This window comes from bacterium, from assembly GCA_016873475.1.
Classification (GTDB): Bacteria; Krumholzibacteriota; Krumholzibacteriia; order JACNKJ01; family JACNKJ01; genus VGXI01.
The window spans coordinates 1-23691 of the sequence record VGXI01000025.1 but is presented as its reverse complement, the minus strand read 5'-3'; the positions used below and the strand labels follow the sequence as shown (position 1 = coordinate 23691).

The following is a 23691-nucleotide window of genomic DNA, read 5'->3' as shown; positions in this document are numbered from 1 at the left end:
TCCCCCGCAAGCCTCCCGCCGCACTTTCCTGAGGAATTCCCATGGTCACCCGTGCCGAACGGGCCGCGCGGCTGCACGCCGCGCTGACGGCCCGGCTTGCGGCGCTGCGCCAGGCGGAGCGCGGTGCCTTGCTCCACTTTGCCACGATCCATCGAGAACAGCTCTTCCGCGAGCTGGGCTACAGCTCCATCCATGCCTATGGCCGCGAGGCCCTGGGCTTTTCCGAGCGCAAGCTGTCAGCTTTCGTGCGCCTGAGCGAGGCGCTGGAGCGGCTGCCGGCCACGCGGCGGGCGGTCGAGGCAGGCGTCTTACCCTGGACGAAGGCGCGCGAGCTGGTGTCGGTGGCGACACCGGCCACGGAGACGCGCTGGCTAGCCGAGGCGCAGGCCTCGAGCCGGCGGGCGCTGGAGCGGAAAGTCTGTGCGGCCAGGGCGCGGCCGCTGCCGCAGCGGCAGAGGGCCGCGGCACAGCCGGACCTGGCGCTGGCGCCGACGCCGGCGGAGACGGCGCGCTCCGCGTTGGAGGCGGCAGTGCCCCTGCGCCTGAGCTTTGCTCTGAGTGCCGAGCAGTTTGGCCGCTGGGAAGCGCTCGTCGAGCGGCTGCGCAAGGCGGGCCGTCGCGAGTCGCGCGAGGAGCTGCTGCTGGCCGCGCTGGCGGCGCTGGCCGATGAGGCGGCCGACGCCGCCGAGAGCGCCGAACCCGCGCAGCCCGCCACCCGCCCCCGGGGGCGGGTGGCGGCGAGTCCCTTCCAGGTGATCCTGCGGCGCTGCCCGGACTGCGGAGCGATCGCGCAGGTCACGGGCCGCGGCGAGCGGCCGGCGGATTCGGCGCTGGCCGCGCGCGCGGCCTGCGATGGCGATGTGCTCGCCCCCGGGGGCGGGCTCACCCGCAGCCTGACGCCAGCCTTGCGGCGGCGGATCCTCGCGCGGGACGGCCATCGCTGCCAGGCGCTGGGCTGCGGGGCGACGCGCTTTCTGGAGGTACACCACCTGGTACCGCGCTCGCATGGGGGCGGTCAGGAGGAGGCGAACCTGGTCACCCTGTGCGCGCGCTGCCATCAGCTTCTGCACGAGCGCGGTGGGCTGCCGGGGCTCACCATCAGGACTGTCGAGGCCACGCTCGGCGCGGCCTCGGCCCGTGGCTCGCCCTAGCCCTGCCAGGCGCCATGGCGGGGACTAGGTTGACTGGCGCGCTCCGCGCCGAACGGCCGCCACCAGCACGATTGCGAAGAGCAGCAGCGCGACCTCGTTCAGTAGGCCGCCCCAGCGCCGAACGGCCATCGCGCCCGCGTGATCGCCGGCCATGCGCATCAGCAGCGAGGCGTGCAGCAGCGCCAGCGGCCAGTAGAAGTGCGCGCGGAACGCCACCGCACGGCCCGTGAGCGCGGGCACGATGATCGGCGCGTGGCCGAAGATCATCGAGAGCACGAAGCCCACGGTGAAGGCGTGGAGCGGGGCGTCGAAATGCGGGCCGACCACTTCGCCCGGCCGCGCTAGAAAGGAGAGCCCGGCGATCACGAGCCAGAAGTAGCCCGTGAGCAGGCAGACGGCCGTGTAGCGGGTGACGCCGCCCATGCGCACGGTGCGGCGGGCGACGTCGTTGGTGGCCAGCCAGAGGCCGAAGACGAGCATGGCGAAGCCGAGCAGGCGGTCCGCGCCGCGCAGCGCGAAGGGCGCGGCGAGGGCGCCGGCCAGGGCGACCGCGCTCAGCGCAATGAAGAGCGGGCCCGTGCCGCGCTTGGGCGCCAGCACGCGGCCGAGCTCCAGCCGCTCGCCGGCGATGGTGAGCAGCAGGAAGGCGTTCCAGCCGGGAACCGCCGCGGCCACGGGCTTGCCCGCGGCGAGCGCAGCATTCGCGGCCAGGAAGGCGAGCGCGCCCAGTCCCATGACGCCATTGAAGAGGGTGGCCTGCCGGCGCAGCACGGCGAGGAAGATGCCGCAGAGCGCGAGCGCGCCGAGCGCGAAGAGCAGGCCGCCCGCTTGCTCCGCGCGGAAGGGCAGCGTGGGCGGCAGCGCGGCGACGAGCAGCATGAGCAGGGCGCCCAGGCCCGTGGCGGCGGGCGCCAGCCACGCCCAGGGCCGGCCCAGGGCCGCGGCCCGCTCGACGCCGATCACCGTGCCGAGAAAGCCGGCCACCATCAGCGGCCCGTGCAGGGGCGCCGTGCTGGCGGCGACGCCCAGGTCCCAGGGCAGGCGCCAGAGGCCGGCGACAAGGCCGAATAGAAGGGAGATCAGCGCCGGCAGCACCAGCGGCAGGGGGTGGCCGGCCGGAGCATGGGTATGGCCCGCGGCGTGGGCGTGGCCGTCTGCGGCGGGTGTGGAATCCCGGCGGGTCATGGGTTCACCATCCGAGCCGGCGCCGGGCCTCGGGGGCCATGCGCACAGGCGTCCAGGCCGGCGCGTCGAGCACGCGCACGCTCACTGCCGTGCCCCCGGGGGCGGCGCGGCGCAGGGCGGCCTCCGCTTCGCGCGCGAGGTGCCCGTGCAGCGGGCAGGCAAGGGCAGTCATGATCAGGCCCACGGACAGGTTGCCGGGGGCGCTCTCGATCGTCTCGACGAGGCCGAGGCTGACGATGTCCAGGCCGAGCTCGGGGTCCAGCACGCCGCGCAAGGCGGTGCGCACGGCCTCGGCGTCGAGGGCGGCGGGCTCGGTCACCGGGGCCTCCTTGGGCTCAGCGGGCCTGCGACCAGGGTGTGGGATCAGCCTGGCCGCAGCCTTGATCCCTGTCAAGCCGGCGGCGCCCCCTTGCGGGAGGCCGCGGTCCTGTTTCCTTGCCGGCGCCTACCCGGAGGTGCGCGATGACACTCTCGATTCCCCTCGCCTGGTTGCCACTGGCGATCTTCCTCGCCCGCATCACGGATGTCAGCCTCGGCACCGTGCGCACGATCGCCGTCGTGAAGGGGCGCATTCTGATCGCGTCCCTGCTCGGCTTCGTCGAGGTGCTGATCTGGGTGATCGCCGTGAGCAACGTGGTCACGCGGCTGGACCAGCCGCTCAACCTGGTCGCCTGGGCGGCGGGCTTCGCCGTGGGCAACGCGGTGGGCATCTTCATCGAGCGCAAGCTGGCCCTCGGCGACGTGGTTATGCGCGTGATCAGCCGCGGCCAGGGCGCCGAGATCGCCGAGCGCCTGCGCCACCTCGGCCAGCGGGTGACCGAGTTCGAGGGCAAGGGCCGCAGCGGCCCGGTGCAGCTCCTCTATCTCGTGATGGACCGCGTCGACGCCGATCGCGTGGAGCGGATCGCCCGCACCATCGACAATGACTGCGTGGTGGTGAGCGAGGACGTGCGTCACTCCAACATCAAGCTGCGCCCGATGATGACCCCGCGCACCGACTGGCGCAGCCTGCTCAAGCGCAAGTAGACGGGCACCTGCGCCGCGGGCTCAGCGCAACAGCGTGAGCTTGATCTCCTGTCGCCGGCCGGCCGCCTCCAGGCGCGCCAGGTAGACGCCGCTCGCCAGGCCGCGCGCGTCCCAGGCGATGGCCTGCTCGCCCGCCGGGCGCGGCGCGCCGTCCAGCAGGGTTGCTACGCGGCGGCCGGCGGCGTCGAAGACGGCGAGTTGCACGGCCGACGCCGCCGGCAGCGAGAAGACGAACCGCGCCTTCGGATTGAAGGGGTTGGGCAGTGCCGCGAGCCGCAACCCGCCCCCGGGGGCGGCGGGGGCGGCCGTGGGATCCGTGCAGCCCTGGCCCTCGGCGCCGATCAGCACGCCGCAGGCGTTGTTCGCCGGCAGGCAGGGCGAGGTGTCGAAGAGCGTGAGGTCCCCAGCGAGCCAGTCGCAAAACAGCGGATCCGCGGCCAGGTTGCCGTTGATCCCGCCGAAGGGCGCAAGATCGCCCACCCAGTCGCCGCCCGCGTTGCCGAAGACGTCGCAGCAAGCGATCGAGACAGGGGAACTGCTGCCCCCGCGTTGGAGCACGACCCCGTCTTCGCGAAAGGCGAAGATGCTGCTCGCGATCGCCAGCGAATGCGTCCCGAAGTCCTCGCCATCGCGAATGTCGGCCGATAGCGGGCCGCCATTGCCTGCGAAGCTGCAGTCCCGCACGCTGCCGGTGCCGGCGTCGCGGAGTTCCACGCAGGCGCCGGCGGCATTGCCCAGGAAGGCGCAGTCCGCGACGATGAGCTTGCCGGGCAACTCATCGCTGCCGATTACGCGGAGCAGCGAACCCCCGGCCACGTTGCCGACGAAGCGGGATTCCCGACACTCGATGTAGTAGCCGCTGATGAGGCTGTAGGGCGACAGGTTCTCCTCGAAGCGACAGGCCTCGATCCGAATCAGGCCGACGGAGCTGATCGCGCTCGCCGCCAAACGTCGAGTCGTGCAGTTGCTCAGCACGATTGGACTCCACTCGTCCGGACTGGAGGCGATGCTGCCGCCGTCCTCGAAAACGCAGCGCGTGAACGAGAGCGCGGCCCCGTAGGCGCGAAGCTCGTTCGTCTGCCGCGTGAAGCGGAGATCGACGAAGTGGAGCGCGCCGCCGAAGGCCTGGCCGATCTCATGCCCCGCGAAGTCCAGCGTGCAGCGCCCCGGGTCGGCGCTCGCCGAGGCGATGAGCCCCGCGAAGTCCACCGCGTAGAGCTCCCAGTTGCCGGGACCCGTGAAGACGCCGTCGGCGAGCCAGAGGGTGTCGGGCTCGCCCCCCGACAGGACCTCGAAGGCGGTCTGCAGCGCGGGGAAGTCGCCGCCGCCGTCCGGCTGGAGCCGGAAGCTGCCCGCGAGGGAGCTGCCGGCGGCGGGCAGGAAAAGCAAAGCAAGCAGCAGCGCGCGCATGCACCCCTCCCAGCGGAACTCCACAATTCTAGCAGGCGGGCACTCTCGGGCCTAATGCCTTGAATCCTCAGCACTTGCCCCCGGGAGCGCCCTGGCGGCCGCCAGTGCCGCAAGTTCCCCCCTGACAAGGGGTTGTGCGCCCGGCCCGGCGCGCCTATATTCGCGGGACCTGAGGCCGGTTTCGGAGCCGGCCGAGCGAGGAGGCACGCCATGGCCCGCAGCGAGGATCTCATCCGCAAGGACAACACCTACGGCGCGCACAACTACCACCCGCTGCCCGTGGTGATCAGCAAGGCCGAGGGCGTCTGGGTCTGGGACCCCGAGGGCCGCCGCTACCTGGACTTCCTCAGCGCCTACTCGGCGGTGAACCAGGGCCACCGGCACCCCAAGATCATCGCCGCGCTCAAGGAGCAGGCGGATCGCGTGACGCTGACCAGCCGCGCATTCCACAACGACCGCATGGGCGACTTCCTCGAGGCGCTCTGCCGCTACACCGGCTTCCAGATGGCGCTGCCGATGAACACGGGCGCGGAGGCCGTGGAGACGGCGATCAAGCTCGCCCGCCGCTGGGGCGCCGAGAAGAAGGGCGTCGCCAACGGCAAGCAGGAGATCATCGTCTGTGCCGAGAACTTCCACGGGCGCACGAGCACGATCGTCAGCTTCAGCACCGACCCGGATGCGCGCGTGAACTACGGCCCCTACGCGACGGGCTTCACGGTCATCCCCTACGGCGACGCGGCCGCGCTCGAGAAGGCGATCACCCCGAACACGGTGGCCTTCCTCGTCGAGCCGATCCAGGGCGAGGCCGGCGTGGCCCTGCCGCCCGAGGGCTACCTTGCGGCCGTGCGCAAGCTCTGCACGCAGCACAAGGTGCTCTTCATCGCCGACGAGGTGCAGACCGGCTTCTGCCGCACGGGCCGCAAGTTCGCCTGCGACCACGAGGGCGTGCGCCCCGATGCGATGTGCCTGGGCAAGGCCCTGGGCGGCGGCGTGCTGCCCGTGAGCGCGGTGGTCGCCGACAAGGCGATCATGGAGGTCTTCACGCCGGGCACGCACGGCTCCACCTTCGGCGGCAATCCGCTGGCGGCGGCCGTGGGCATCGCGGCGCTCGCGGTGCTCGAGGACGAGCAGCTGGACGAGCGCGCCGCCGTGCTGGGCGAGAAGCTGCGCGAGGAGCTGCGCGCCATCGACTGCCCGCGCATCGCCCAGGTGCGGGGCAAGGGCCTGCTCAACGCCGTCGTCTTCGAGCCGGGCTTCGAGGCCTGGGAGACCTGCCTCGCCCTCAAGGACGCCGGCCTGCTCGCCAAGCAGACTCACGGCAACATCATCCGCTTCGCGCCGCCCCTGGTGATCAGCGAGGACGAGTTGGATCAGGCGATCGCCATGATCCGCAAGGTCTTCCTGGCGATCCCCGCTGCGGCCGGCGCCAAGTAGCCCACCCCTTTCGCACCGAGAAGCAAGGCGCCCCCGGCTCCGGCCGGGGGCGTTTTCGTTGCTGGCGGTCCCAGGGCCGCGCAGTTCGGGAGCAGAACTGGCCGGAAGCCCACCATTTGCATGCCGCGGCGGCTCCACGCCCTGGCGGAGCGCCGGAGCCAATACCGCAACAGCTGCAATATCAATCGATTACTCTAGGCGGCCGCTTCCTTCCCGATTCGGCACGGCAGATGCTTTGGGCGGGGCGAGAAGGGCGACTGCGGTTCCGGGTCAAGGGTTGAGGCCGTCCAGGCCCTGCGGAATCGCCCTCAGATGCCCATCGGCCCCGGATCGGTGGATGTCGGCTCGCAGGAGAAGGAACCCGATGCAGAACAAGAAGTCCTCGACCCACAAGAGCAAGCCCTCGAAGAGCCAGAGCTCGAGCAAGCAGCAGCCGAAGCGCTAGGCGCCGAGGACTCGGTTCCGACACACGGAGGCGGCCCAGGCCGCCTTCGTTTTTTTGTGCACCCGCCCCCGGGGGCAGGCCGTCTGACGCCGCCAGGCCCTGCGTCGGAGGGCCATCAGCCGGTTTCGGTCACGCGCGCGAGGAGCAGCGTGTAGTCGTCGAGCAGCGCGCGCTCGCCGCGGAAGGCCGTCACCGCCTGCTCGATCGCGGCCATCACCTGCGCCGGCGCCTCCTGCCGGCGCGGGGTGGCCACCTCCACGATGCGCGCCTCGCCGAAGTCCTCGTCGGCGGAGTTCATCGCCTCGCTGACGCCGTCGGTGAAGGCGATGAGCAGGTCCCCCGGTGCGAGCGTCACGCTCTGCTCGGCGAATCTGAGACCCGGGAAGACGCCGAGAATGGGTCCCACCGGATCGAGTGCGCTCGCCCCGCCCAGCGCGCGGATCAGCCGCGGCGGGTTGTGGCCCGCGTTGACGAAGCGCAGCTCGCGCGTCGCCGGGTCGTAGATCGCCGCGAAGAAGGTGATGAACTGCTCCACGCGCGTGTTGGCGTGGATGATGTCGTTGATGCCGCCGACCATCTCGCCGAGCGGCACGCCGACGCGGGCCATGCTGCGCAGGGAGGCCTGGAGGTTGGCCATGATCATCGCCGCGCCGGCGCCCTTGCCGGAGACGTCGCCCACGGCGAGCAGCGTGCGGCTCTCGGGCAGGGCGAGCACGTCGTAGTAGTCGCCGGCCACCTCGAGACTGGCCTGGAAGCAGGCCGCCAGCTCGAGCCCGGGTGTCACGGGCAGGCTGCGCGGGAGGAAGCCCTCTTGCACCTTGCGCGCCATGTCGAGCTGCTCTTGAAGACGGCGCTTGTCGAGGGTCTCCTCGATCAGGCGCAGGTTCTCGCACTCGAGCGCAACCTGGCCGCCCAGCGTGCGCAGCTCCTCGAGGCCGGCCACGCTGAGGCCCTCCCAGTGGCGGTCGCAGACGAGGAAGAGCAGGCCCTGCAGCGTGTCGCCGAGGGAGAGCGGCAGGATGACGCCGATGCGCCGCGAGGCGAGCCACTCGTTCTCCGCGTCGGCGAGCACGAGACGGCCGCTGGCGCGCAACTCGTCGACGAGCAGCGGCTCGCGGCGCTGGCGGAGGGCGCGCATGAGCTGGCCGCGGTCGTCGAAAGGCAGGGCTGCCTTGCCCGGCAGGAGCAGGCGGCCGTCTCCCGGCTCGACCATCGCCGGCACGAGCGCGGTGATGCCCAGGCCCTCGCGCAGGCTCTGCTCGAGGCGTGCGAAGAGGCTGCTGCGATCGGCGAGAGTGGCCGCGCGGGCGTGGAAGTCGCCGAGGATTGCCCGCAGGCGGCGCTGCTCGGGGTACATCCGCTCGGCAAAGGCACCCTGCGCGCGGCGGTGCAGCGGCGCGAAACCCATCGCGAGCAGGAGGGCGACGGCCAGGGTGGGCGAGCGCCCCTCGAGCTTGAGGCCGCCGATGAGCAGGTTGCTGATCCCGTAGAGCAGAGCGAAGAAGAGAACGAGCAGCACCCCGGTCACGAGCAGGTAGCGGGTGCCGCGGCGCAGGCGGCCTTCGACCTCGAGCAGGCGGTAGCGGCCGAAGGCGTAGGCGAAGCTGAGCGGCGAGAGCATGAGGGCGAGGAAGGCGACCTGAATGAGGGCGATCTGCAGCATGTCGGGCAGCTTCGCCATCACTCCGGTCGCGCCGAGGATCACGAGGACGAAGAGCAGACCGAGGCCGATCCCGCTGCCGACGATGACCAGCGAGAGCTGCCGCTTGACCAGCGGCTCCCGCGCGGCCCGTTTGCGCAGAAAGAGCACGAGAAAGCCGAGGCCGGTGAAGAGCGAGATCAGCGTGGAGATGAGCAGGCCGCCCCGCTCGATCCTGGCGAAACTCGCGAAGATCACGAAGGTCTGGGGAACATAGACCAGGAGGTGGACGCGCAGGACTCGCCGCTTCACCCAGTCCAGCGCGGTCGGGAAGTAGAGCTGCAGATTCAGCCAGAACGCCCCGAAGCTGAGCACGAGGCTGCCGAGCAGGTAGTCGATGATCTCTTGGCCAGGGATATCAAAGGCGGGCAGGCGGCTCAGCCCGAGCTGAACGCCGCCGACCATGAGCGAGCTCATCGCGAAGCTGAACATCGCCAGGGCACGCACGCCGGCCTGATCGGGCCGGCGGGTGACGGCCCAGAGCCCCACGAACAGGAAGCCGAGCGTGATCAGCACGCGCGTGATCTCGAGCGCGAAGACCCAGGTGATCTCGCCCGCCGTGCGCGAGCGATAGAGGAGACTCGTCGTGAGCGGCTCGCCGGCGTGCTTGAGCGTAAGGCGCGAGCGCTCGCCCGGCTTGGCGATGAAGGCGACGATCCCGGCGCGATCGAGCGTGTCGCCGGCCGCGGTGACGAAGCTGATCAGCGTGTCGCCCTCGGCGGGGACTGGCCCGTCCGGAAAGTCCTGCGGGTCGACGCGCCGCAACACGAGCACGCTGTCCTCGCCTGCGAAGCGCATCTCGGTGGCGTTGCCCCCCGAGGCCAGCCAGCCGCGCAGGCGCACGGCCTCCTGGACGTAGAAGACCGCGGTGTAGAGCAGCAGGAAGAGGCCGAGCGCGGCGATCGCCCAGCCGAAGTGCTTTCCCTTCATGCGTCTTCCCTTCGCGTGGCGGGGGCAGGGGGTCCCGGGCAGTGTGGCGGCGGCCGGAGGCCCTGTCAACGCCGCCCCTTAGCGCAGGAACGTAAGCTAGGTCTGTCAAACCGATGACATTCTCGCTATAATCGACCAGAACGGAGCGCATTCCGCCGGCCAGACCGCCGCCAGCCCAATTGGCGCCCCGGACCCGGCACCCCTGGAGGCGACATGACCAGACTCGGCAACATGGCCACGCGCGTGCTCTTCATCGTTGCATTCCTCTTGGCCGCCCTCGCCGTCTGGGAGAAGGTCTTCAAGGTGCTCGGGGCGAGCATGTTTCCCGACACCAAGCCGCTCAGCATGCTGCAGACTGCCGGCGTCATCCTGCTCTTCGTGATCTCGATGCAGTTGCACGAGCTCAAGGAGATGAAGCAGGATGACCAGTGGCGCGACAACGGGCGCGAGAACGGACGCGACGAAGACGGAGGAGAGGCGCGCACGGGGAGGTAGCGCCGCCAGCAACGCCAAAGGAGGGGCATGGCCATTCGCATCCGTCCCGTCGAGTACTACTACACGATGGTCGAGGACAGGCCCGGTGAGGCCTTCCGGATCCTGAGCAGCCTCGCGGCGGCCGAGGTCAATCTGCTCGCCTTCAACATCGTGCCGGCCGGCGCCAACGCCACGCAGCTCGTGCTCTTTCCCGAGCACGCGGCCGGCCTCGCGCGCGTCGCCGAGCGCACGGGGCTTGTGATCAGCGGCCCGCAGCAGGCATTGCTCATCCAGGGCGACGACGAGCTGGGCGCGCTGGTCGGCGTCCACCAGAAGCTCTTCGAGGCGGGGGTGAACGTCGTCGCTTCGAACGGCGTGAACGACGGCCGCGGCAGCTACGGCTACGTGGTCTACGTGCGGCCGGAGAGCTTCGACGAGGCGGTGCGGGCGCTCGGGCTCTGACGCTCGCTTGCATCCTCTCGCGCGCGAAACAACGCGCGCGACCCGGATGCAAGCTCGCTCGCGTGGCAGAGGGGAGCGGCGCCCCTTGTTGCCACGTGGCAACAAGGGCTCTGACCGAACCGTCCGCCCCCGGGGGCGGGAAGACCCGGCGCCAGGCCGCCCGCGCGGATTCCCCTCCCCGAAACAGCTTGCGGGCGGCCTGCCCCGCGCCCATCTTGAGCCAGCGCACTCCTGCGCGCTTCCCGTGTCCTCGGAGAGTCGATGAAGCGTTGGCTCAAGGTCGGCGCCGCCGCCCTGCTCGTCCTCGGTGTGGCCCTGCCGGCCCTGATCGTCTTCCCGCCGCGGGAGCTGCTCTTCGCGGTGGCGCGGGCCAACCCCGAGGTGCTCTTCTACGTCGAGACCGAGCGGCCCGTGCTGGCGCTGACCCTGGACGACGGCCCCGATCCCATTGTCACCCCGAAGATCCTGGACCTGCTCGAGCGCCACGGCGTGCGCGCCACCTTCTTTCTCATCGGCGACCGCGTGCCCGGCAACGAGGCGCTGCTCGCGCGCATGCGCGCGGCGGGCCACGAGCTGGCCAATCACATGGCGCACGACGAGTCCTCGATCGGCCTCACGCCGGCCGAGTTCCGCCATCAGCTCGCCGAGGTGGACTCCCTGATCGCCGGCGAGGGCGGCCCGCGCGGCCACTGGCTGCGGCCGGGCAGCGGCTGGTTCAACGACCGCATGCTCGAGCAGCTCCAGACCGAGGGCTACCGGCTCGCGCTGGGCTCGGTCTACCCGCACGACCTCGTCATGCAGAGCCCGACGCTGATCGCCGACTTCATCCTCGAGCGCAGCTTCCCGGGCGGGGTGATCATCCTGCACGACGGCGACGGCGACCCCGAGCGCACGCTGGCGGTGCTCGAGCGCGTGCTGCCCGTGCTCATCGCGCGCGGCTACCGCTTCCTCACGCTCACGGAGATGGCCGCGCTCGACACGAACGGCCCCGGCCCCCTGGCCCCGCCGGCCCTCTAGCGCCCCGCGTAGAAGCCCGGATAGAGCGCGTAAAAGAGGATCGCCCGCAGCAGGTGCTCCTCGCTGACGCGGTCGGCCGGCGAGTGCGTGTACTCCTCCTCCGCCGGCCCGAAGCCGAGCGTCGGGATGCCCGCGATGCCGGCCGTGTAGACGCCGTTCGTCGAGAAGGTCCAGCGCCCGGCCTCGGCGGGATGCCCGAGCGCCGCGCCCGCCGCAGCGAGCCCGGCCGCGAAGGCGGGGTGCGCCTCATCGAGCGTCCAGCTCGGGTAGTACTTCTCCATCTCGACGTGCTTGCCCGTCCAGCCCTCGGCGCGATGCACCAGCGTCTCCACCTCGGCGGGCACGCCCGCCGCGCGCACGATCGCCTCGATCTCGGCCAGCGCGCTGGCCTTGCTCTCGCCGGCGGTGAGCCGGCGATCGAGGAAGATGGTGCAGCGATCGGGCACGGCGTTCAGGCTGGGTCCGCTGCCCTCGATGCGCGTCACCGCCACCGAGCCGCGGCCGAGGAAGCTGTCCTCCGCCAGGCGGTCGCCGAGCGCCGCGATGCCGCGCACGATCTCGGTCATCCCGTAGATCGCATTCACGCCGCGCTCGGGAGCGCTCGCGTGGCAGCTCGCGCCGCGCACGGTGACGCCGATCTCCATGCGCCCGCGGTGGCCGCGATAGACGCGCAGGCCCGTGCACTCGGCGAGGATCGCCAGCTCGGGCCTCAGCCCGTCCTCATCGAGGATGGTCTTGTAGGCGACGCCGTCGCAGTCCTCTTCCATGGCGCTGCCCACCACGGCCAGCGAGAACTCCTTCGGCAGCACTTCCTTGGCCAAGGCGGCGCCGAAGAGGATCGCCGCCAGGCCGCCCTTGTTGTCGCTCGCCCCGCGACCCCAGATCCAGCCGTCGGCGTGCTTGCCGTGGAAGGGATCGTGCGGCCAGGCCGCCGGGTCGCCGACGCCCACGGTGTCGATGTGCGCGTCGTAGAGCAGGGTGCGCGGCCCGGCGCCCACGCGGCCCACCACCGAGCCGAAACCGTCGATGGACACCTCGTCGAAGCCGCGCTGCACCATCTCGCGGGCCACGCGCCGCGCGACGGCCTCCTCCTTGCCGCTCGGCGACGGAATGGCGACGATCTCGCGCAGGAAGTGCACGGCGTCGGGCAGGATGTCGCGGGCGCGCTTCTCCATGAGATCGCGGGCGGTCATCGCGCACCTCCCATCAGGGTGGCGGGTAGGGGATCCTCGATGATCAGCCAGCCCGACTGGTAGCGATCGAGCTCGGCCACGGTGCGCGCGTCCATCGGGTGCTCGCGCTCGGGCACCTCGACGTGCTTCTCGGCGCCGCACAGCGGCGTCGTGAAGTAGCGCTGCCCCGTGTCGTTGATCATCGTGACGATGCGGCACAGGTCCGGCCGCCGCGCGTGCAGCTTGAGTGCCGCCGCCACGTTGGCGCCCGAGGAGATGCCGCAGAAGATGCCCTCCTCGCGCGCAAGGCGGCGGGCCACCGCCAGCGCTTCCGCCGTGCTCACGGTGATCACGCCGGCCAGGTGCGCGAGGTGCAGGTTCTCCGGCACGAAGCCGTCGCCGATGCCCTCGATGCCGTGCGGACCCCACTGGCGCCGCGCGAGCAGGGGGCATTCGGCCGGCTCGATGGCGTAGAACTCGCCCGCCCCGCCCCGCTCCCTGAAGTAGCGCGCCACGCCGCTGATCGTGCCGCCCGTGCCCTGCGTGGCGACGAAGGCGTCCATCTTGCCGCCGGTCTGCTCCCAGAGTTCGGGCGCCGTGCCCTCGGCGTGCGCGGCCAGGTTCTCGGGGTTCGTGAACTGCGCCGGCACCCAGTAGCGCCCGGGATCGGCGGCGCGGATCGCCTCGAGCCTCTCCAGGGCCAGGTCCACGTCGCTCTCGCCGCCCGGCGTGTAGACCATCTCGCTGCCGTAGGCGAGGTCGAGCTTCTTGCGCTCCTCGCTCATCCCTTCGGGCATGACGATGATGCACGGGTAGCCCAGGGCCGCCGCCACGAAGCTGCAGGCGATGCCGGCGTTCCCGGTCGAGCACTCGAGGACGGTCATGCCCGGGCGCAGCGCGCCGGTGGCCTCGGCCGCGCGGAACATCCTCAGGTAGATGCGATCCTTGAGGCTACCCGAGGGGCTGAAGTACTCGAGCTTGCCGAGCAGCTCGAGCGGGCTGCCCGCCGTCAGGCGCGACAGACGGACCAGGGGCGTCCGGCCGATCGTGTCGAAGATGTGCTCGGCGATGCGCGCGCTCCGGCCCCAGTCGATCCCCATGGCCCTCCTTAATTGTGAGCGGGTCCGCTCGCCCTGGCGCGTGCTGTCCTCGCCCGGCGACCCGACCCGGCTCCCCCGCCCGCGCGGCGGAACGCAAGAGGGTAGCCCGCGCCGGGCCGGGCCGCAAGGGCGCGGGCCCCTTCGCGAGGCCGCCCGGCGGCGGCCCCGGCACCCCTGGAACTCCGCGCGGGCTTTGGGTATAGTGGCCCCTCGCGCCGTGGCCGCTTGCCGGCCGCGCGCCTCACACTCCATGCAGCACTCAGGCCGCCCGGCGATCGTCAACCGGCGAGGTGAATTCGGCATGATCGAAGTGCGCGAGGTCTCCAAACGCTTCGGCAGCACGGTGGCCCTGGACGGGGTCTCCCTGCAGGTCGAGCGCGGCTCCGTGCTCGGCTTCCTCGGGCCCAACGGCGCGGGGAAGAGCACGGCGATGAAGATCATCACCAGCTTCCTGGCGCCCGACGCCGGCACGGTCACCGTGGACGGCCTCGACGTGCGCGAGCAACCGCTCGCCGTGCGCCGCAAGATCGGCTACCAGCCCGAGAACGTGCCGCTGTACACGGACATGCGCGTGCACGAATACCTGGAGTTCGTCGGCCGCTCGCGCGGGCTCGCGGGCGCCGCGCTCGCGGCTCGCCTGGACTGGGTGCGCGAGGCCTGCGGCATCACCCGCGTCTACAAGCAGACGATCGGCGAGCTGTCCAAGGGCTTCCGCCAGCGCACGGGCCTGGCCCAGGCGCTGGTGCACGACCCGGAGATCCTCATCCTCGACGAGCCGACCACGGGCCTGGACCCGCTGCAGATCATCGGCATCCGCGAGCTGATCGGCGAGCTGGGGCGGACGAAGACGATCATCTTCAGCACCCACGTGCTGCAGGAAGTGGCGCCGGTGACCGATCGCGTGGTGATCATCAACCAGGGCCGCGTGATCGCCGACGGGCGCATCGCCGAGCTGCAGCGCCGGGCGATGGGCTCGAATCGCCTGCTGCTCGGCTTCGAGGCCGTGCCCGAGGATCTGAAGACCGCCCTCGCGGGCCTCGCCGGCTTCCAGACCCTGCTGCCGCTCGGCGAGCAGGCGCCCGGGCGCTTCGAGCTGCGCGGAGACTTCGCGGCCGATCTGGCCGGCGGCGTCGCGTCGCTCGCGCGCACGCGCGGCTGGCGCCTGCGGGAACTCGCCGAGAGTCCCTTCAGCCTCGAGGACACCTTCATCGCCTTGACCAAGCAGGCCGGCGGCTCCGAGGACATGCACCTGCCCGGCGGCGGAAAGGGGGCGCGCGCATGAAGCTCGACTTCGCGCAGGCGCTGAAGTTCGACCTCAGCGGCGGCCTCACCATCTTCCGCCGCGAGCTGGCGGCCTACTTCAACAGCCCGATCGCCTACATCTTCATCATCGTCTTCCTCGTGCTGACGGCCGGGCTCTACATGACGCCCTTCTTCCTGCAGGGCCAGGCCGACATGCGCGGCTTCTTCGGCAACCTGCCGCTCTTCCTGATCTTCTTCATCCCGGCGATCAGCATGCGCCTCTGGGCCGAGGACAAACGCTCGGGCACCTTCGAGCTCCTGATGACCCTGCCCCTGCGCGCCGCCGACGTCATGCTCGGCAAGTACTTCGCGGCGCTCGCCTTCTACCTGATCGCCCTCGCCGGCACGCTGCCGATCCCGATCATGCTCGGCCTCCTCGGCAACCCGGACGGCGGCGCGCTCTTCGGCGGCTACCTGGCGGCGCTCCTGCTCGGCGCGCTCTACCTGGCCGTGGGCATCTTCGTCAGCGGACTGGTGCGCGACCAGATCACGGCCTTCATCCTCGGGATGATCGCCTGCTTCTTCCTCTACCTCGTGGGCCTGGACCCGGTGGCGGCCACGGTGGACGGCTGGATCGGCGGCCTCGGCTCCTTCTTCCAGGGCGCCTTCGGCCTGATCGGCCACTACGAGTCGATGCAGCGGGGCGTGGTGCTGCTCGCCGACCTCGCCTACTTCCTCACGCTCTCGACGGTGTTCCTGCTGCTGAACGTCTACTGGCTGGAGGGGAGGAAGCACGGATGAAGCGCCTCAACTTCCGACTCGGCTTCGGCCTGGCGGCCCTGCTGCTGATCGGCGTCGCGGTGGTCGTCAACAGCCTGCTCGGGGATCTGCGCGGCTCGCGCCTGGACCTGACCGAGGACCGCCTCTTCACGCTCTCCGAGTCCGGCCAGAAGATCCTCGGCGGCCTCGCCGTGCCGGTGCAGGTGAAGTTCTACGTCACCCGCGTGGACAAGATGCCGACGGGCCTGAAGACCCTCGAGCGCGACGTCAGCGACAAGCTGCGCGACTACGCCGACGCCTCGGACGGCATGCTGCAGTTCGGCGTGCACGACCCCAGCGACGACGAGGAGATGCAGCAGCTCCTGCAGAGCAAGGGCGTGCGGCCCTTCCAGGTGCAGTCGGTGGACAAGGACGAGATCGGCGTCAAGCTGATCTACTCGGCGATCACGCTGGCCTACAAGGACAAGCCCGAGGAGCTGCTGCCGCAGGTCCTGCCGCAGAGCCTGAGCACCCTCGAGTACGAGCTGGTCAGCCGCGTCTACCGGCTGACCCAGGAGAAGCGGCCCGTGGTGGCGCTCTTCGCGCCGAGGCCGCAGCTCGACCCGCAGATGGCGGCGATGTACATGCAGATGGGCATGCAGATCCCCGAGCTGCCCGACACCTGGGAGAGCGTGCAGCAGCTCCTGAGCGAGGAGCACTACGACGTGCGCCGCATCGAGCTGACGCAGGACTCGCCGATTCCGCCCGACGCCGACGCGCTGCTCGTGCTCGGCCCCGCGAACCTCGACGCCCGCCAGGCCTGGGAGATCGGCCGCGCGTTGCACGAGGGCGTGGGCGCGGTGATCGCCGTGCAGAACCACGAGTACGACTACCAGTCCGACCCGCGCGGCGGCTTCCGCATCGCCGCGCAGCAGCGCGCCTCGGGGCTCGAGGAGCTGCTGAAGGAGTACGGCCTCGCCGTGCGCCAGGAGATGCTCTTCGACAACGAGTGCGAGGTGATCTCGATCCCCAGCACGCGCAGTGTGATGGGCATGCGCCTGCAGACGGCCGAGCCCGTGCGGGCGCCGATGCAGATCGCCGTGCGCGGCGAGCAGATCAACCGCGAGCTGGAGATGACCAACCGCATCGAGACGCTCTTCTACCTCTGGGGCACGGACCTCGCGAAGGACCCGGCGCGACTCGCCGGCCTGAACCTGGGTAGCCGGACCCTCTTCAGCACCAGCCAGAACTCCTGGCGCAAGGCCTTCAGCGGGGCGCCGCTCGTGCAGGCCGACGTGACGATGCAGGGCCAGAAGCTCGAGCCCACGCTGCCGCTCGCCTTCCTCGTCGACGGGCAGTTCCCGGCTCCCGCCGGAGCGCGGCCCGCCTGGCCGGCCGCCGGCGACAGCGCCGCGGCGGCCGAGCCGCCGGCGAGCCTGAAGGCGGCGCCCAGCCAGCTCGTGCTGACCGGCTGCGGCAAGCTCTTCGAGCAGCCCTTCATCCAGGCCGGTCAGAACGCAATGCTCCTGCTCAACGCGGTCGACGCGCTGGCGCTCGAGGGCGACCTGATCGGCATCCGCTCGAAGCTGATCACCGAGCGCAGCATCAAGCCGCTGGCGGCGGGGCAGAAGCTCGCCTATCGCATCTTCACCGTGGGGCTGGTGCCCCTGCTCTTCGCGTTCTACGGCATCCTGCGCCTGGTCATGCGGCGCAAGGAGACGGCCGCCTACCAGGCCGGCCTGGCCGGCCGCGCGCGCTAGGAGGCGACGATGAAGACCCGGCCCCTGTTCATCCTCGGCGCCGTGCTGCTCGTGCTGATCGGTCTCAAGTTCGTCCAGCGCAGCAGCCACGAGTCGAAGCTGTCGCAGCCCAGTTTCGAGGTGCTCTTCCCGGCCGTAGCGACGGGGGACATCGGGCGCCTCGTCATCGACGGCCCGGGCGCGGGCAAGATCGAGCTCACGCGCAGCGGCATGGACTGGCGCGTGGACACGAGCTACGGCCACCCGGCCGCCGCCGACAAGCTGGAGCGGCTGCTCGGCGGGCTGGTCGGGCTGAGGGGCGAGTTCCGCTCCGACCGCGAATCGGTGCTGGCCGACTACGCCCTCGACGAGAAGCGCGCCGTTCACCTCATCGCCTACGATCTCGGCGGCAAGGAGCTGGGTCACCTGCTGCTCGGCGAGCGCCTGAGCGGCGCCGCCGGCTGCTTCGCGATGAAGGCCGGCGAGAAGCGCGCCTACGCGGCAGGCGGCAACTTGCTCGGTGACATCGGGGTCTGGGGCGAGAACCGCGAGCCCTCGCCGCGCGGGCTGCTCGACCTCGGCGTCTTCAGCGTGGACCGCCAGCAGGTGAACGGGGTCGCGCTGAGCGACGGCGACAAGACGCTCACCCTCGCCAAGACTTTCGATGCGCCGGCGGACACCAGCGCCGCCGGGCGCGCGCAGTACCGCTGGCTGGCGGGCAAGAAGGAGCTGGACCGCGCCAAGACGGACGCGCTGCTCGGCGCCCTGGCCAGCATCCGCGCCACGGACGTGCTCGATCCCGCCGCCGAGCACGGCTTCGCGGCCGCGCGGCGCGGCGTCGAGCTGAGCCTGGCCGACGGCAGCACGCGCCGGCTCGAATTCGGAGCGCCCATCACGGCGCCGGAGGCGGGCATCCCGTTGCGGGTGGGGGGCGCGGGGAACGTCTACCTCGTCTACGACAAGCTGCCCGAGCGCGTCTTCAAGAGCCGCGAGGACCTCCTGCCCGACAGGAAGTAGACTGCCGCCAGACGGTAAGTGCCGCTCACCGCTGTAGTTCCGGAAACACGAAACACAAATCGGACCTTGAAGCCGCGCTCGTTCGCGCTACCCTGTGAAGGTCTTCACAAGACCCTTTCCCGCCTGGTGCGAGGAGTGCGCATGAACACGACCTGGATCCGGCAAGGGGCGGTCGCCCTCAGCCTACTGCTGCTCGCCTCGGCGGCGGCGGCCACCGACGGCATGAACCTCGAGGGCTACGGCCCGATCGCTCACGGCATGGGCGGCGCGGCCATTGCCTTCGACAATGGCTCCGCGGCCCTGATGAACAACCCCGCTACCCTGGGCCTCCTGCCCGATGGCGAGGCGCGCCTCGACCTCGCCCTCGGCTCGCTCGGCCCCTCGGTCGCGGTGGCGATGGAGGCGATGGACCTGAGCGCCGACTCCGACGCCACGGCGTTCTGGATGCCCGCGCTCGGCTACTATCGCCGCGGCGGCGCCCTCACCTACGGCCTCGGCGTCTTCGGCCAGGGCGGCATGGGCACCGAGTACGCGTCGAAGACCTTCATGGCCGGCCCGACGGGCGAGGACGTGCTCTCGCAGGTCAGCGTCGGCCGCGCGATGCTGCCGGTCGCCTACGCCCTGAACGAGAAGCTCACCCTCGCCGCCACGCTCGACTTCGTCTGGGGCGGCATGGACCTGAAGATGCCCTTCGTCGTCGGCGACGCCGCGGCACCCTCCGGTCCCGCGCCGGGCTCCTTCATGGACTTCATGGGCAGCCACGTGCTCGGCGAGGCCGATGTCAGCGCCGGCTTCGGCCAGGCGATCGAGGGCATGATGACGGGCGGCATGCTGGCCGCCGACGACTACGCCCGCATCGAGTTCGCCGACGACAGCGACTTCACGGGCGCGGCCAAGGGCACGGGCTTCGCCGGCAAGCTGGGCTTCGTCTACCAGGCGACGCCCGACTTCGCCGTCGGCGCCACCTATCACCTGAAGACTGCCCTCAGCGACTGGGAGGCCGACGAGGCCGTGATGGCCTTCTACGAGGGCGACGGCAGCGGCCTCATCGGCGAGGCAATCCCCGGCTCGATGGCGGTGGAGGACTTCCAGTGGCCGGCCGTGCTGGGCCTCGGCGTCGCCTTCTCGCCCGCGGAGCGCTGGGTGCTGGCCGCCGACTACAAGCTCATTCAGTGGGCGGACACGATGGCCGACTTCAAGATGACCTTCACGGCCGAGGGCGGCGATCTCGACGGCGAGAGCGTCGGCATCACCTTCTACCAGGAATGGGAGGACCAGTCGGTGATCAACCTCGGCGCGGCCTTCCGGGCCAGCGAGCTGCTGGTGCTGCGCGGCGGCGCGGTCATCGCCAGCAATCCGATCCCGGACGAGTTCGTGAACCCGCTCTTCCCGGCCATCGAGGAGAACCACTTCACGGGCGGCCTGGGGCTCAACTTCGCCGAGCGGCAGGCCCTGAACCTGTCCTTTGCCGTGGCGCCCGAGGTGGAGCAGGAGAACAGCAACACGACGCTGGCCGTCACGCACAGCCAGTTCAACTTCCAGGTGATGTACAGCCTGGGCTTCTAGCCCCGGCGCGCGGCGATCGAGGCCCGGAGGCGCCCGCCTCCGGGCTTTTTTTTCGGGCCGGGATGCGCTATGCATGGGGCCTTCCCGGAGGAACCCCTTGGAGATCCGCCACGCCACGCTCGCCGACTGCGCCGAGGCCACCGGCGCGCTGGTTGCCATCGACGTCCTGCGCGCCTTCACGACGGCCGCCTTCGCCTTCGCCGCGGGCGCCGAGCGCATCGTGCTCGCCGGCGAGATCGACGAGGCCTTCCGCCTGCGCGAAGCCCTGCCGGAGGCCCTGATCATGGGCGAGAAGAACGGGCTGCGCGTGCCGGGCTTCGACTTCGGCAACTCGCCGTCGGAGCTGCGCGGCCTCGACCTGTCGGGCCACACGCTGATCCAGCGCACCAGCGCCGGCACGCAGGGGCTGGTCCGCGCGCAGAAGGCGGGGCCGCTGCTCGCCGCCGGCCTCTGCAACGCGCGCGCCACGGTCGAGTACCTGGCCAGCCACGTGCGCGGGGGCGTCACCCTCGTCGCCACGGGCGTGCTGCCGGGCGAGGACGGCGACGAGGACATCGCCTGCGCCGAGCTGATCGCCGCCAGCCTGCGCGGGCGCGCGCTCGAGCTGCCGCCCCTGCTCGAGCGGGTGCGCGTCTCGACCTGGGGCCGCAACTTCACCGATGCCGCCCACCCCGAGTTTCCCCTCGCCGACCTCGAGCTGGCCCTGCAGGTGGACCGCTTCACCTTCGCCATGCCCGTGCACCGCGAGGGCGACCAGCTCGTGATGCGCGCGGAGCGGATCTGATGAAGAACCCCGCCGCGCCCCGCCACACGCACCCGGCCGTCTACATGGTGCTCATCGTGCCCTTCGGCGCGATGGCCGGCTACCTCTCGGTGGCCGTGGCCTACCTGCTCACCCAGGCGGGCATCACGGTGGCGCAGACGGCCTCGTTGATCGCGATCGGCTTCATCCCGCACACGTGGAAGTTCCTCTGGGCGCCGATCGCGGACACCACGCTCACGCGCAAGCAGTGGTACCTGATCGCAGCGGTGCTGAGCGCCCTCGGCATCTTCGGCACGGGCGCGCTGCCGATGACGGCCGCCAGCCTACCCTGGCTCTCTGCGATCGTCGTGATCTCGAACCTGGCGGTCACCTTCCTCGGCATGGCCGTCGAGAGCCTGATGGCCTACGCCACGCCCGAGGCCGAGAAGGGCCGCGCGGGCGGCTGGTTCCAGGCCGGCAACCTGGGGGGCTACGGGCTGGGCGGCGGCGCCGGGCTGCTCCTCGCCGAGCGCCTGCCTGCGCCCTGGATGGCCGCGGCGCTGGTCGCCATCGCCTGCCTGGCCTGCGCGCTGGCCCTGCGTTTCGTCGACGAGCCGCCGGCCGCGCACCGCGAGGGGCGCCTGACGCGCCGCCTGGCCGACGTCGGCGCCGACCTCTGGCAGGTCGCGCGCTCGCGCCTCGGCCTGCTGGCGCTCATTCTGTGCGTGCTGCCCATCGGCTCGGGCGCGGCCTCGGGGCTCTGGTCGGCGGTGGCGGGGGACTGGCGGGCCTCGGCGAACACTGTGGCCGTGGCGACGGGCGTGCTCGGCGGGATCGTCTCCGCGCTGGGCTGCCTCGCCGGCGGCTGGGCCTGCGACCGCATGAACCGCAAGGCGGCCTACGCGCTCTACGGCGTGCTCCAGGCGCTCTGCGCGCTGGCGATGGCGGCGGCTCCGCGCACGGAGTCGATGTACGTCTTCTTCACGCTGCTCTACGCCTTCATCACGGGGCTCACCTTCGCCGGCTTCACGGCCTTCGTGCTCGAGGCGATGGGCAAGGGCGCCGCGGCGACGAAGTACAACGTCTACGCCTCGCTCTCGAACACGCCGATCTACTACATGACGCGCATCGACGGCTGGGCCCACGGCCGCTGGGGCGCGGGCGGCATGCTGAGGACCGAGGCCGCCTTCGGCGCGGCCGGCCTCGTCGCCTTCCTCGGCGTGGCGGCCCTGCTCACCGGGCGCAGGCGGCCGCAGCTGCGCGCCACGGCCGAGCCCTAGCCGCTCGCCCTGCCGGCGCCAATCGGCCAGTGAGCAAGCACCTGGGGCGGCAGCCCAGCGCTTGGCGGCCGTGACTGTCGCGCGCCAGCACTTGCCGCCTCAGGACCAGGTCAGGCGGCTCGTTTTGTACACGTGTACACTCCGCTTCGGCTAGCGCCGCGAAGGCAGCCAGCAGAAGCGCCTGGCGGCGCTCTAGCCGCCCGGCCCCGCTGTGGCGGGGTAGCGCTCGCGCAGCACGCGCGCCGCCGCGGCGATCGCGGCCAGCTTCGCGGTGGCCGTCTCGGCGTCGTTCACGCAGCGGTTCGCAAAGCAGCCGAAGCCGCAGTCCGGGTTGAGGAAGATCCGCTCGGGCGCGAACCAGGCCAGCGCGCGCTCCACCTGGGCGACGATCTCCCCGACGCTCTCGACCGTCTCCGTGCGCGGGTTCACCACGCCGAGGCCGATCTCCCGCGCGCCCAGCGCCTCGCCGATCACGGCGATGTCGCCCGCGCGCGGCGTCGCGTATTCCAGCACGAACTGCTGCACCTGCATGGCGCTGAAGCCCGGCAAGAGCCGCGCGTAGTCGCCCGTGAGCAGCACTTCTTCGTTGCGGCTCCAGTTGCCGCGGCAGACGTGGATCCCCGTGCGCACCCCGTCGACGCCCGCGATCACGCGGTTCAGCAGGTCGGCGGCGTAGGCGAGCTCGCTCCCCGCGTCACGGCGGGTGGCCAAGGTCGCTCACATGAAGGTGCGCCGCTCGTTCGCTTCGCCGAAGACGATCTCGGTCAGCACGGGCTCGTCGAACTGCACGAAGTCCGCGCCGGCGGCCGCCAGCTCGATCAGCTCCTCGCGCAGGATGCGCACCACGTCCTCGCCCATCTCGAGCTTGTCGGCGTAGTGGCCCTTCGTGAGCGCGCCCACCCACATCGAGCGGGTGAGTAGGTAGGGGCCGGGCAGCGTGATCTTGACCGGCAGGTCGCTGAGCTGGCGCAGGAAGCGCAGCTCGCTGACGGCCAGCGGCTCGCGCCGAGAGAGCCGACCCACGCATGTGGGGTTCTTGATCGCCGAGGCCGGCACGTCGAGCGTGGCGAGCATCTCCTCGAAGCTGGACTTGTCCTCGACGGTGTCGAGCATGTCGGCCAGCGACATCAGGCGCGTTCCGTCCAGCTTGTCGGTGATGAAGGAGTAGAAGTTGTCGCGACGCTGCTCACCGTCGACGAGCAGGTCCACGCCGGCGGCGATCTGCGCCTCGACGCAGCGGCGCACTTCCGCATCGGCGAGGCGCTCGAAGTCGGCGCGCGCGAGACGGCCGGCCTGCTTCTCGCGCAGCGCGCGCAGCAGCTCGCGCGAGCGGGGCCAGCTGCCGACCTGGGTCACCGTGAACATCGCGTCTCCTCTTCCCAGGCGCCTCAGACCAGGCTGAGGCGCAGGTCCACTGCTACTGCCTTGCGCAGGGTGGCGAGCAGGGGCGAGCGCGCCTGGGCGCGCAGCCAGGCGGCCTGGGCGGCCGCCTCGTCATCCGGAGTCGAGAGGAAGCACTTCACTTCGATGCGCGCGAGGGCCGGGTCGCCGTCGGCGAGACCGAGGTGCGCGAGCACGTCGGCGAGGCGCCCGCGCACGGTGAGCTCGATGTCGTCGGCCGTGAGACCGCTCCGCGCACACTCGTTGGCGAAGCCGGCGGCGAGATCGGCGCCGAGGGCGCCGAGCAGGTACTCGACCGCGCTCGGGTGCGCGTCTCGCTCCTCGAAGCTGGCCGCCTGGCCGGCCGCGAAGCTGAAGTTGCGGCAGTAGACGCTCGAGGCCTGCGGGCCCGTGACGCGCACGCGCGCCCGCCACTCGTAGTCGCGGGCGCGCGCCTTGTC

At 71.2% G+C, this 23691-nt stretch carries 20 protein-coding genes and 1 pseudogene; 13 read left to right on the top strand and 8 right to left on the bottom strand.

Going from position 1 to position 23691, the window contains the following annotated elements; genetic code table 11:
• The first annotated feature begins 41 nt into the window (after positions 1–41).
• Positions 42–1151: an HNH endonuclease gene (locus FJ251_03875; protein MBM4116869.1), complete on the top strand. Its 1110-nt coding sequence runs from the start codon at positions 42–44 to the stop codon at positions 1149–1151.
• A 24-nt stretch (positions 1152–1175) separates the two neighbouring features.
• On the opposite strand, the gene FJ251_03870 is transcribed toward FJ251_03875, so the two are convergent.
• The gene (locus FJ251_03870) at positions 1176–2255 is read right to left on the bottom strand and encodes a hypothetical protein (GenBank protein ID MBM4116868.1); all 1080 of its coding nucleotides are present in this window, start codon (positions 2253–2255) and stop codon (positions 1176–1178) included.
• A gap of 85 nt (positions 2256–2340) precedes the next feature.
• A complete protein-coding gene (locus FJ251_03865; protein MBM4116867.1) occupies positions 2341–2730 on the bottom strand; it encodes a metal-sulfur cluster assembly factor in 390 nt (129 codons plus the stop codon).
• A 68-nt stretch (positions 2731–2798) separates the two neighbouring features.
• Between FJ251_03865 and FJ251_03860 the strand changes: the two genes are divergently transcribed.
• Entirely contained in the window at positions 2799–3362 is a 564-nt protein-coding gene (locus FJ251_03860) for a DUF2179 domain-containing protein (GenBank protein MBM4116866.1), read from the top strand.
• A gap of 21 nt (positions 3363–3383) precedes the next feature.
• Here FJ251_03860 and FJ251_03855 read toward each other — a convergent pair whose 3' ends face one another.
• A complete protein-coding gene (locus FJ251_03855; protein MBM4116865.1) occupies positions 3384–4772 on the bottom strand; it encodes a hypothetical protein in 1389 nt (462 codons plus the stop codon).
• Positions 4773–4982: 210 nt separating this feature from the next.
• On the opposite strand from FJ251_03855, the gene rocD reads away from it, so the two are divergent.
• Entirely contained in the window at positions 4983–6206 is a 1224-nt protein-coding gene (gene rocD, locus FJ251_03850) for an ornithine--oxo-acid transaminase (protein ID MBM4116864.1), read from the top strand.
• A gap of 560 nt (positions 6207–6766) precedes the next feature.
• Here the strand turns inward: rocD and FJ251_03845 are convergent.
• Complete coding sequence (locus FJ251_03845; GenBank protein ID MBM4116863.1) at positions 6767–9280, bottom strand: hypothetical protein; 2514 nt, start codon at positions 9278–9280, stop codon at positions 6767–6769.
• A 213-nt stretch (positions 9281–9493) separates the two neighbouring features.
• On the opposite strand from FJ251_03845, the gene FJ251_03840 reads away from it, so the two are divergent.
• From FJ251_03840 to FJ251_03830, 3 genes are all read left to right on the top strand, one after another.
• Positions 9494–9775, top strand: a complete 282-nt coding sequence (locus tag FJ251_03840; GenBank protein ID MBM4116862.1) for a hypothetical protein — start codon at positions 9494–9496, stop codon at positions 9773–9775.
• 27 nt (positions 9776–9802) lie between these two features.
• Positions 9803–10216: a hypothetical protein gene (locus FJ251_03835; protein ID MBM4116861.1), complete on the top strand. Its 414-nt coding sequence runs from the start codon at positions 9803–9805 to the stop codon at positions 10214–10216.
• A gap of 261 nt (positions 10217–10477) precedes the next feature.
• Positions 10478–11233: a peptidoglycan-N-acetylglucosamine deacetylase gene (locus tag FJ251_03830; GenBank protein ID MBM4116860.1), complete on the top strand. Its 756-nt coding sequence runs from the start codon at positions 10478–10480 to the stop codon at positions 11231–11233.
• Here the strand turns inward: FJ251_03830 and FJ251_03825 are convergent.
• Positions 11230–12426: a YgeY family selenium metabolism-linked hydrolase gene (locus FJ251_03825; protein ID MBM4116859.1), complete on the bottom strand. Its 1197-nt coding sequence runs from the start codon at positions 12424–12426 to the stop codon at positions 11230–11232. The two genes, FJ251_03830 and FJ251_03825, sit on opposite strands and share 4 nt — an antisense overlap.
• Positions 12423–13505, bottom strand: coding sequence for a PLP-dependent cysteine synthase family protein (locus FJ251_03820; GenBank protein MBM4116858.1), 1083 nt, complete (start codon positions 13503–13505; stop codon positions 12423–12425). Before FJ251_03820 ends, FJ251_03825 begins: the two co-directional genes overlap by 4 nt.
• 301 nt (positions 13506–13806) lie before the next feature.
• On the opposite strand from FJ251_03820, the gene FJ251_03815 reads away from it, so the two are divergent.
• The 7 genes from FJ251_03815 (at position 13807) to FJ251_03785 (ending at position 21850) form a co-directional block, all read left to right on the top strand.
• Positions 13807–14787, top strand: coding sequence for an ATP-binding cassette domain-containing protein (locus FJ251_03815; GenBank protein MBM4116857.1), 981 nt, complete (start codon positions 13807–13809; stop codon positions 14785–14787).
• Complete coding sequence (locus tag FJ251_03810) at positions 14784–15548, top strand: ABC transporter (GenBank protein ID MBM4116856.1); 765 nt, start codon at positions 14784–14786, stop codon at positions 15546–15548. The genes FJ251_03815 and FJ251_03810 overlap by 4 nt, the downstream gene beginning before the upstream one ends.
• Positions 15545–17266 carry a hypothetical protein gene (locus FJ251_03805; GenBank protein ID MBM4116855.1) on the top strand — a complete coding sequence of 574 codons (1722 nt, stop codon included), beginning with the start codon at positions 15545–15547 and terminating at the stop codon, positions 17264–17266. Before FJ251_03810 ends, FJ251_03805 begins: the two co-directional genes overlap by 4 nt.
• Positions 17267–17275: 9 nt before the next feature.
• Positions 17276–18262, top strand: coding sequence for a DUF4340 domain-containing protein (locus tag FJ251_03800; protein MBM4116854.1), 987 nt, complete (start codon positions 17276–17278; stop codon positions 18260–18262).
• 141 nt (positions 18263–18403) lie between these two features.
• The gene (locus FJ251_03795) at positions 18404–19828 is read left to right on the top strand and encodes a hypothetical protein (protein ID MBM4116853.1); all 1425 of its coding nucleotides are present in this window, start codon (positions 18404–18406) and stop codon (positions 19826–19828) included.
• Positions 19829–19901: 73 nt separating this feature from the next.
• Positions 19902–20612 (top strand): 2-phosphosulfolactate phosphatase, encoded by a 711-nt coding sequence (locus FJ251_03790; protein ID MBM4116852.1) that lies wholly within the window; start codon positions 19902–19904, stop codon positions 20610–20612.
• Positions 20612–21850: an MFS transporter gene (locus FJ251_03785; protein MBM4116851.1), complete on the top strand. Its 1239-nt coding sequence runs from the start codon at positions 20612–20614 to the stop codon at positions 21848–21850. The genes FJ251_03790 and FJ251_03785 overlap by 1 nt, the downstream gene beginning before the upstream one ends.
• Positions 21851–22042: 192 nt before the next feature.
• On the opposite strand, the pseudogene FJ251_03780 reads toward FJ251_03785, so the two are convergent.
• Both FJ251_03780 and FJ251_03775 read right to left on the bottom strand, forming a co-directional pair.
• A pseudogene (locus FJ251_03780) lies at positions 22043–23215 on the bottom strand (cobalamin-independent methionine synthase II family protein).
• A gap of 23 nt (positions 23216–23238) precedes the next feature.
• Positions 23239–23691: OsmC family protein (locus tag FJ251_03775; protein ID MBM4116850.1), on the bottom strand; the 453-nt coding region annotated here is incomplete at its 5' end.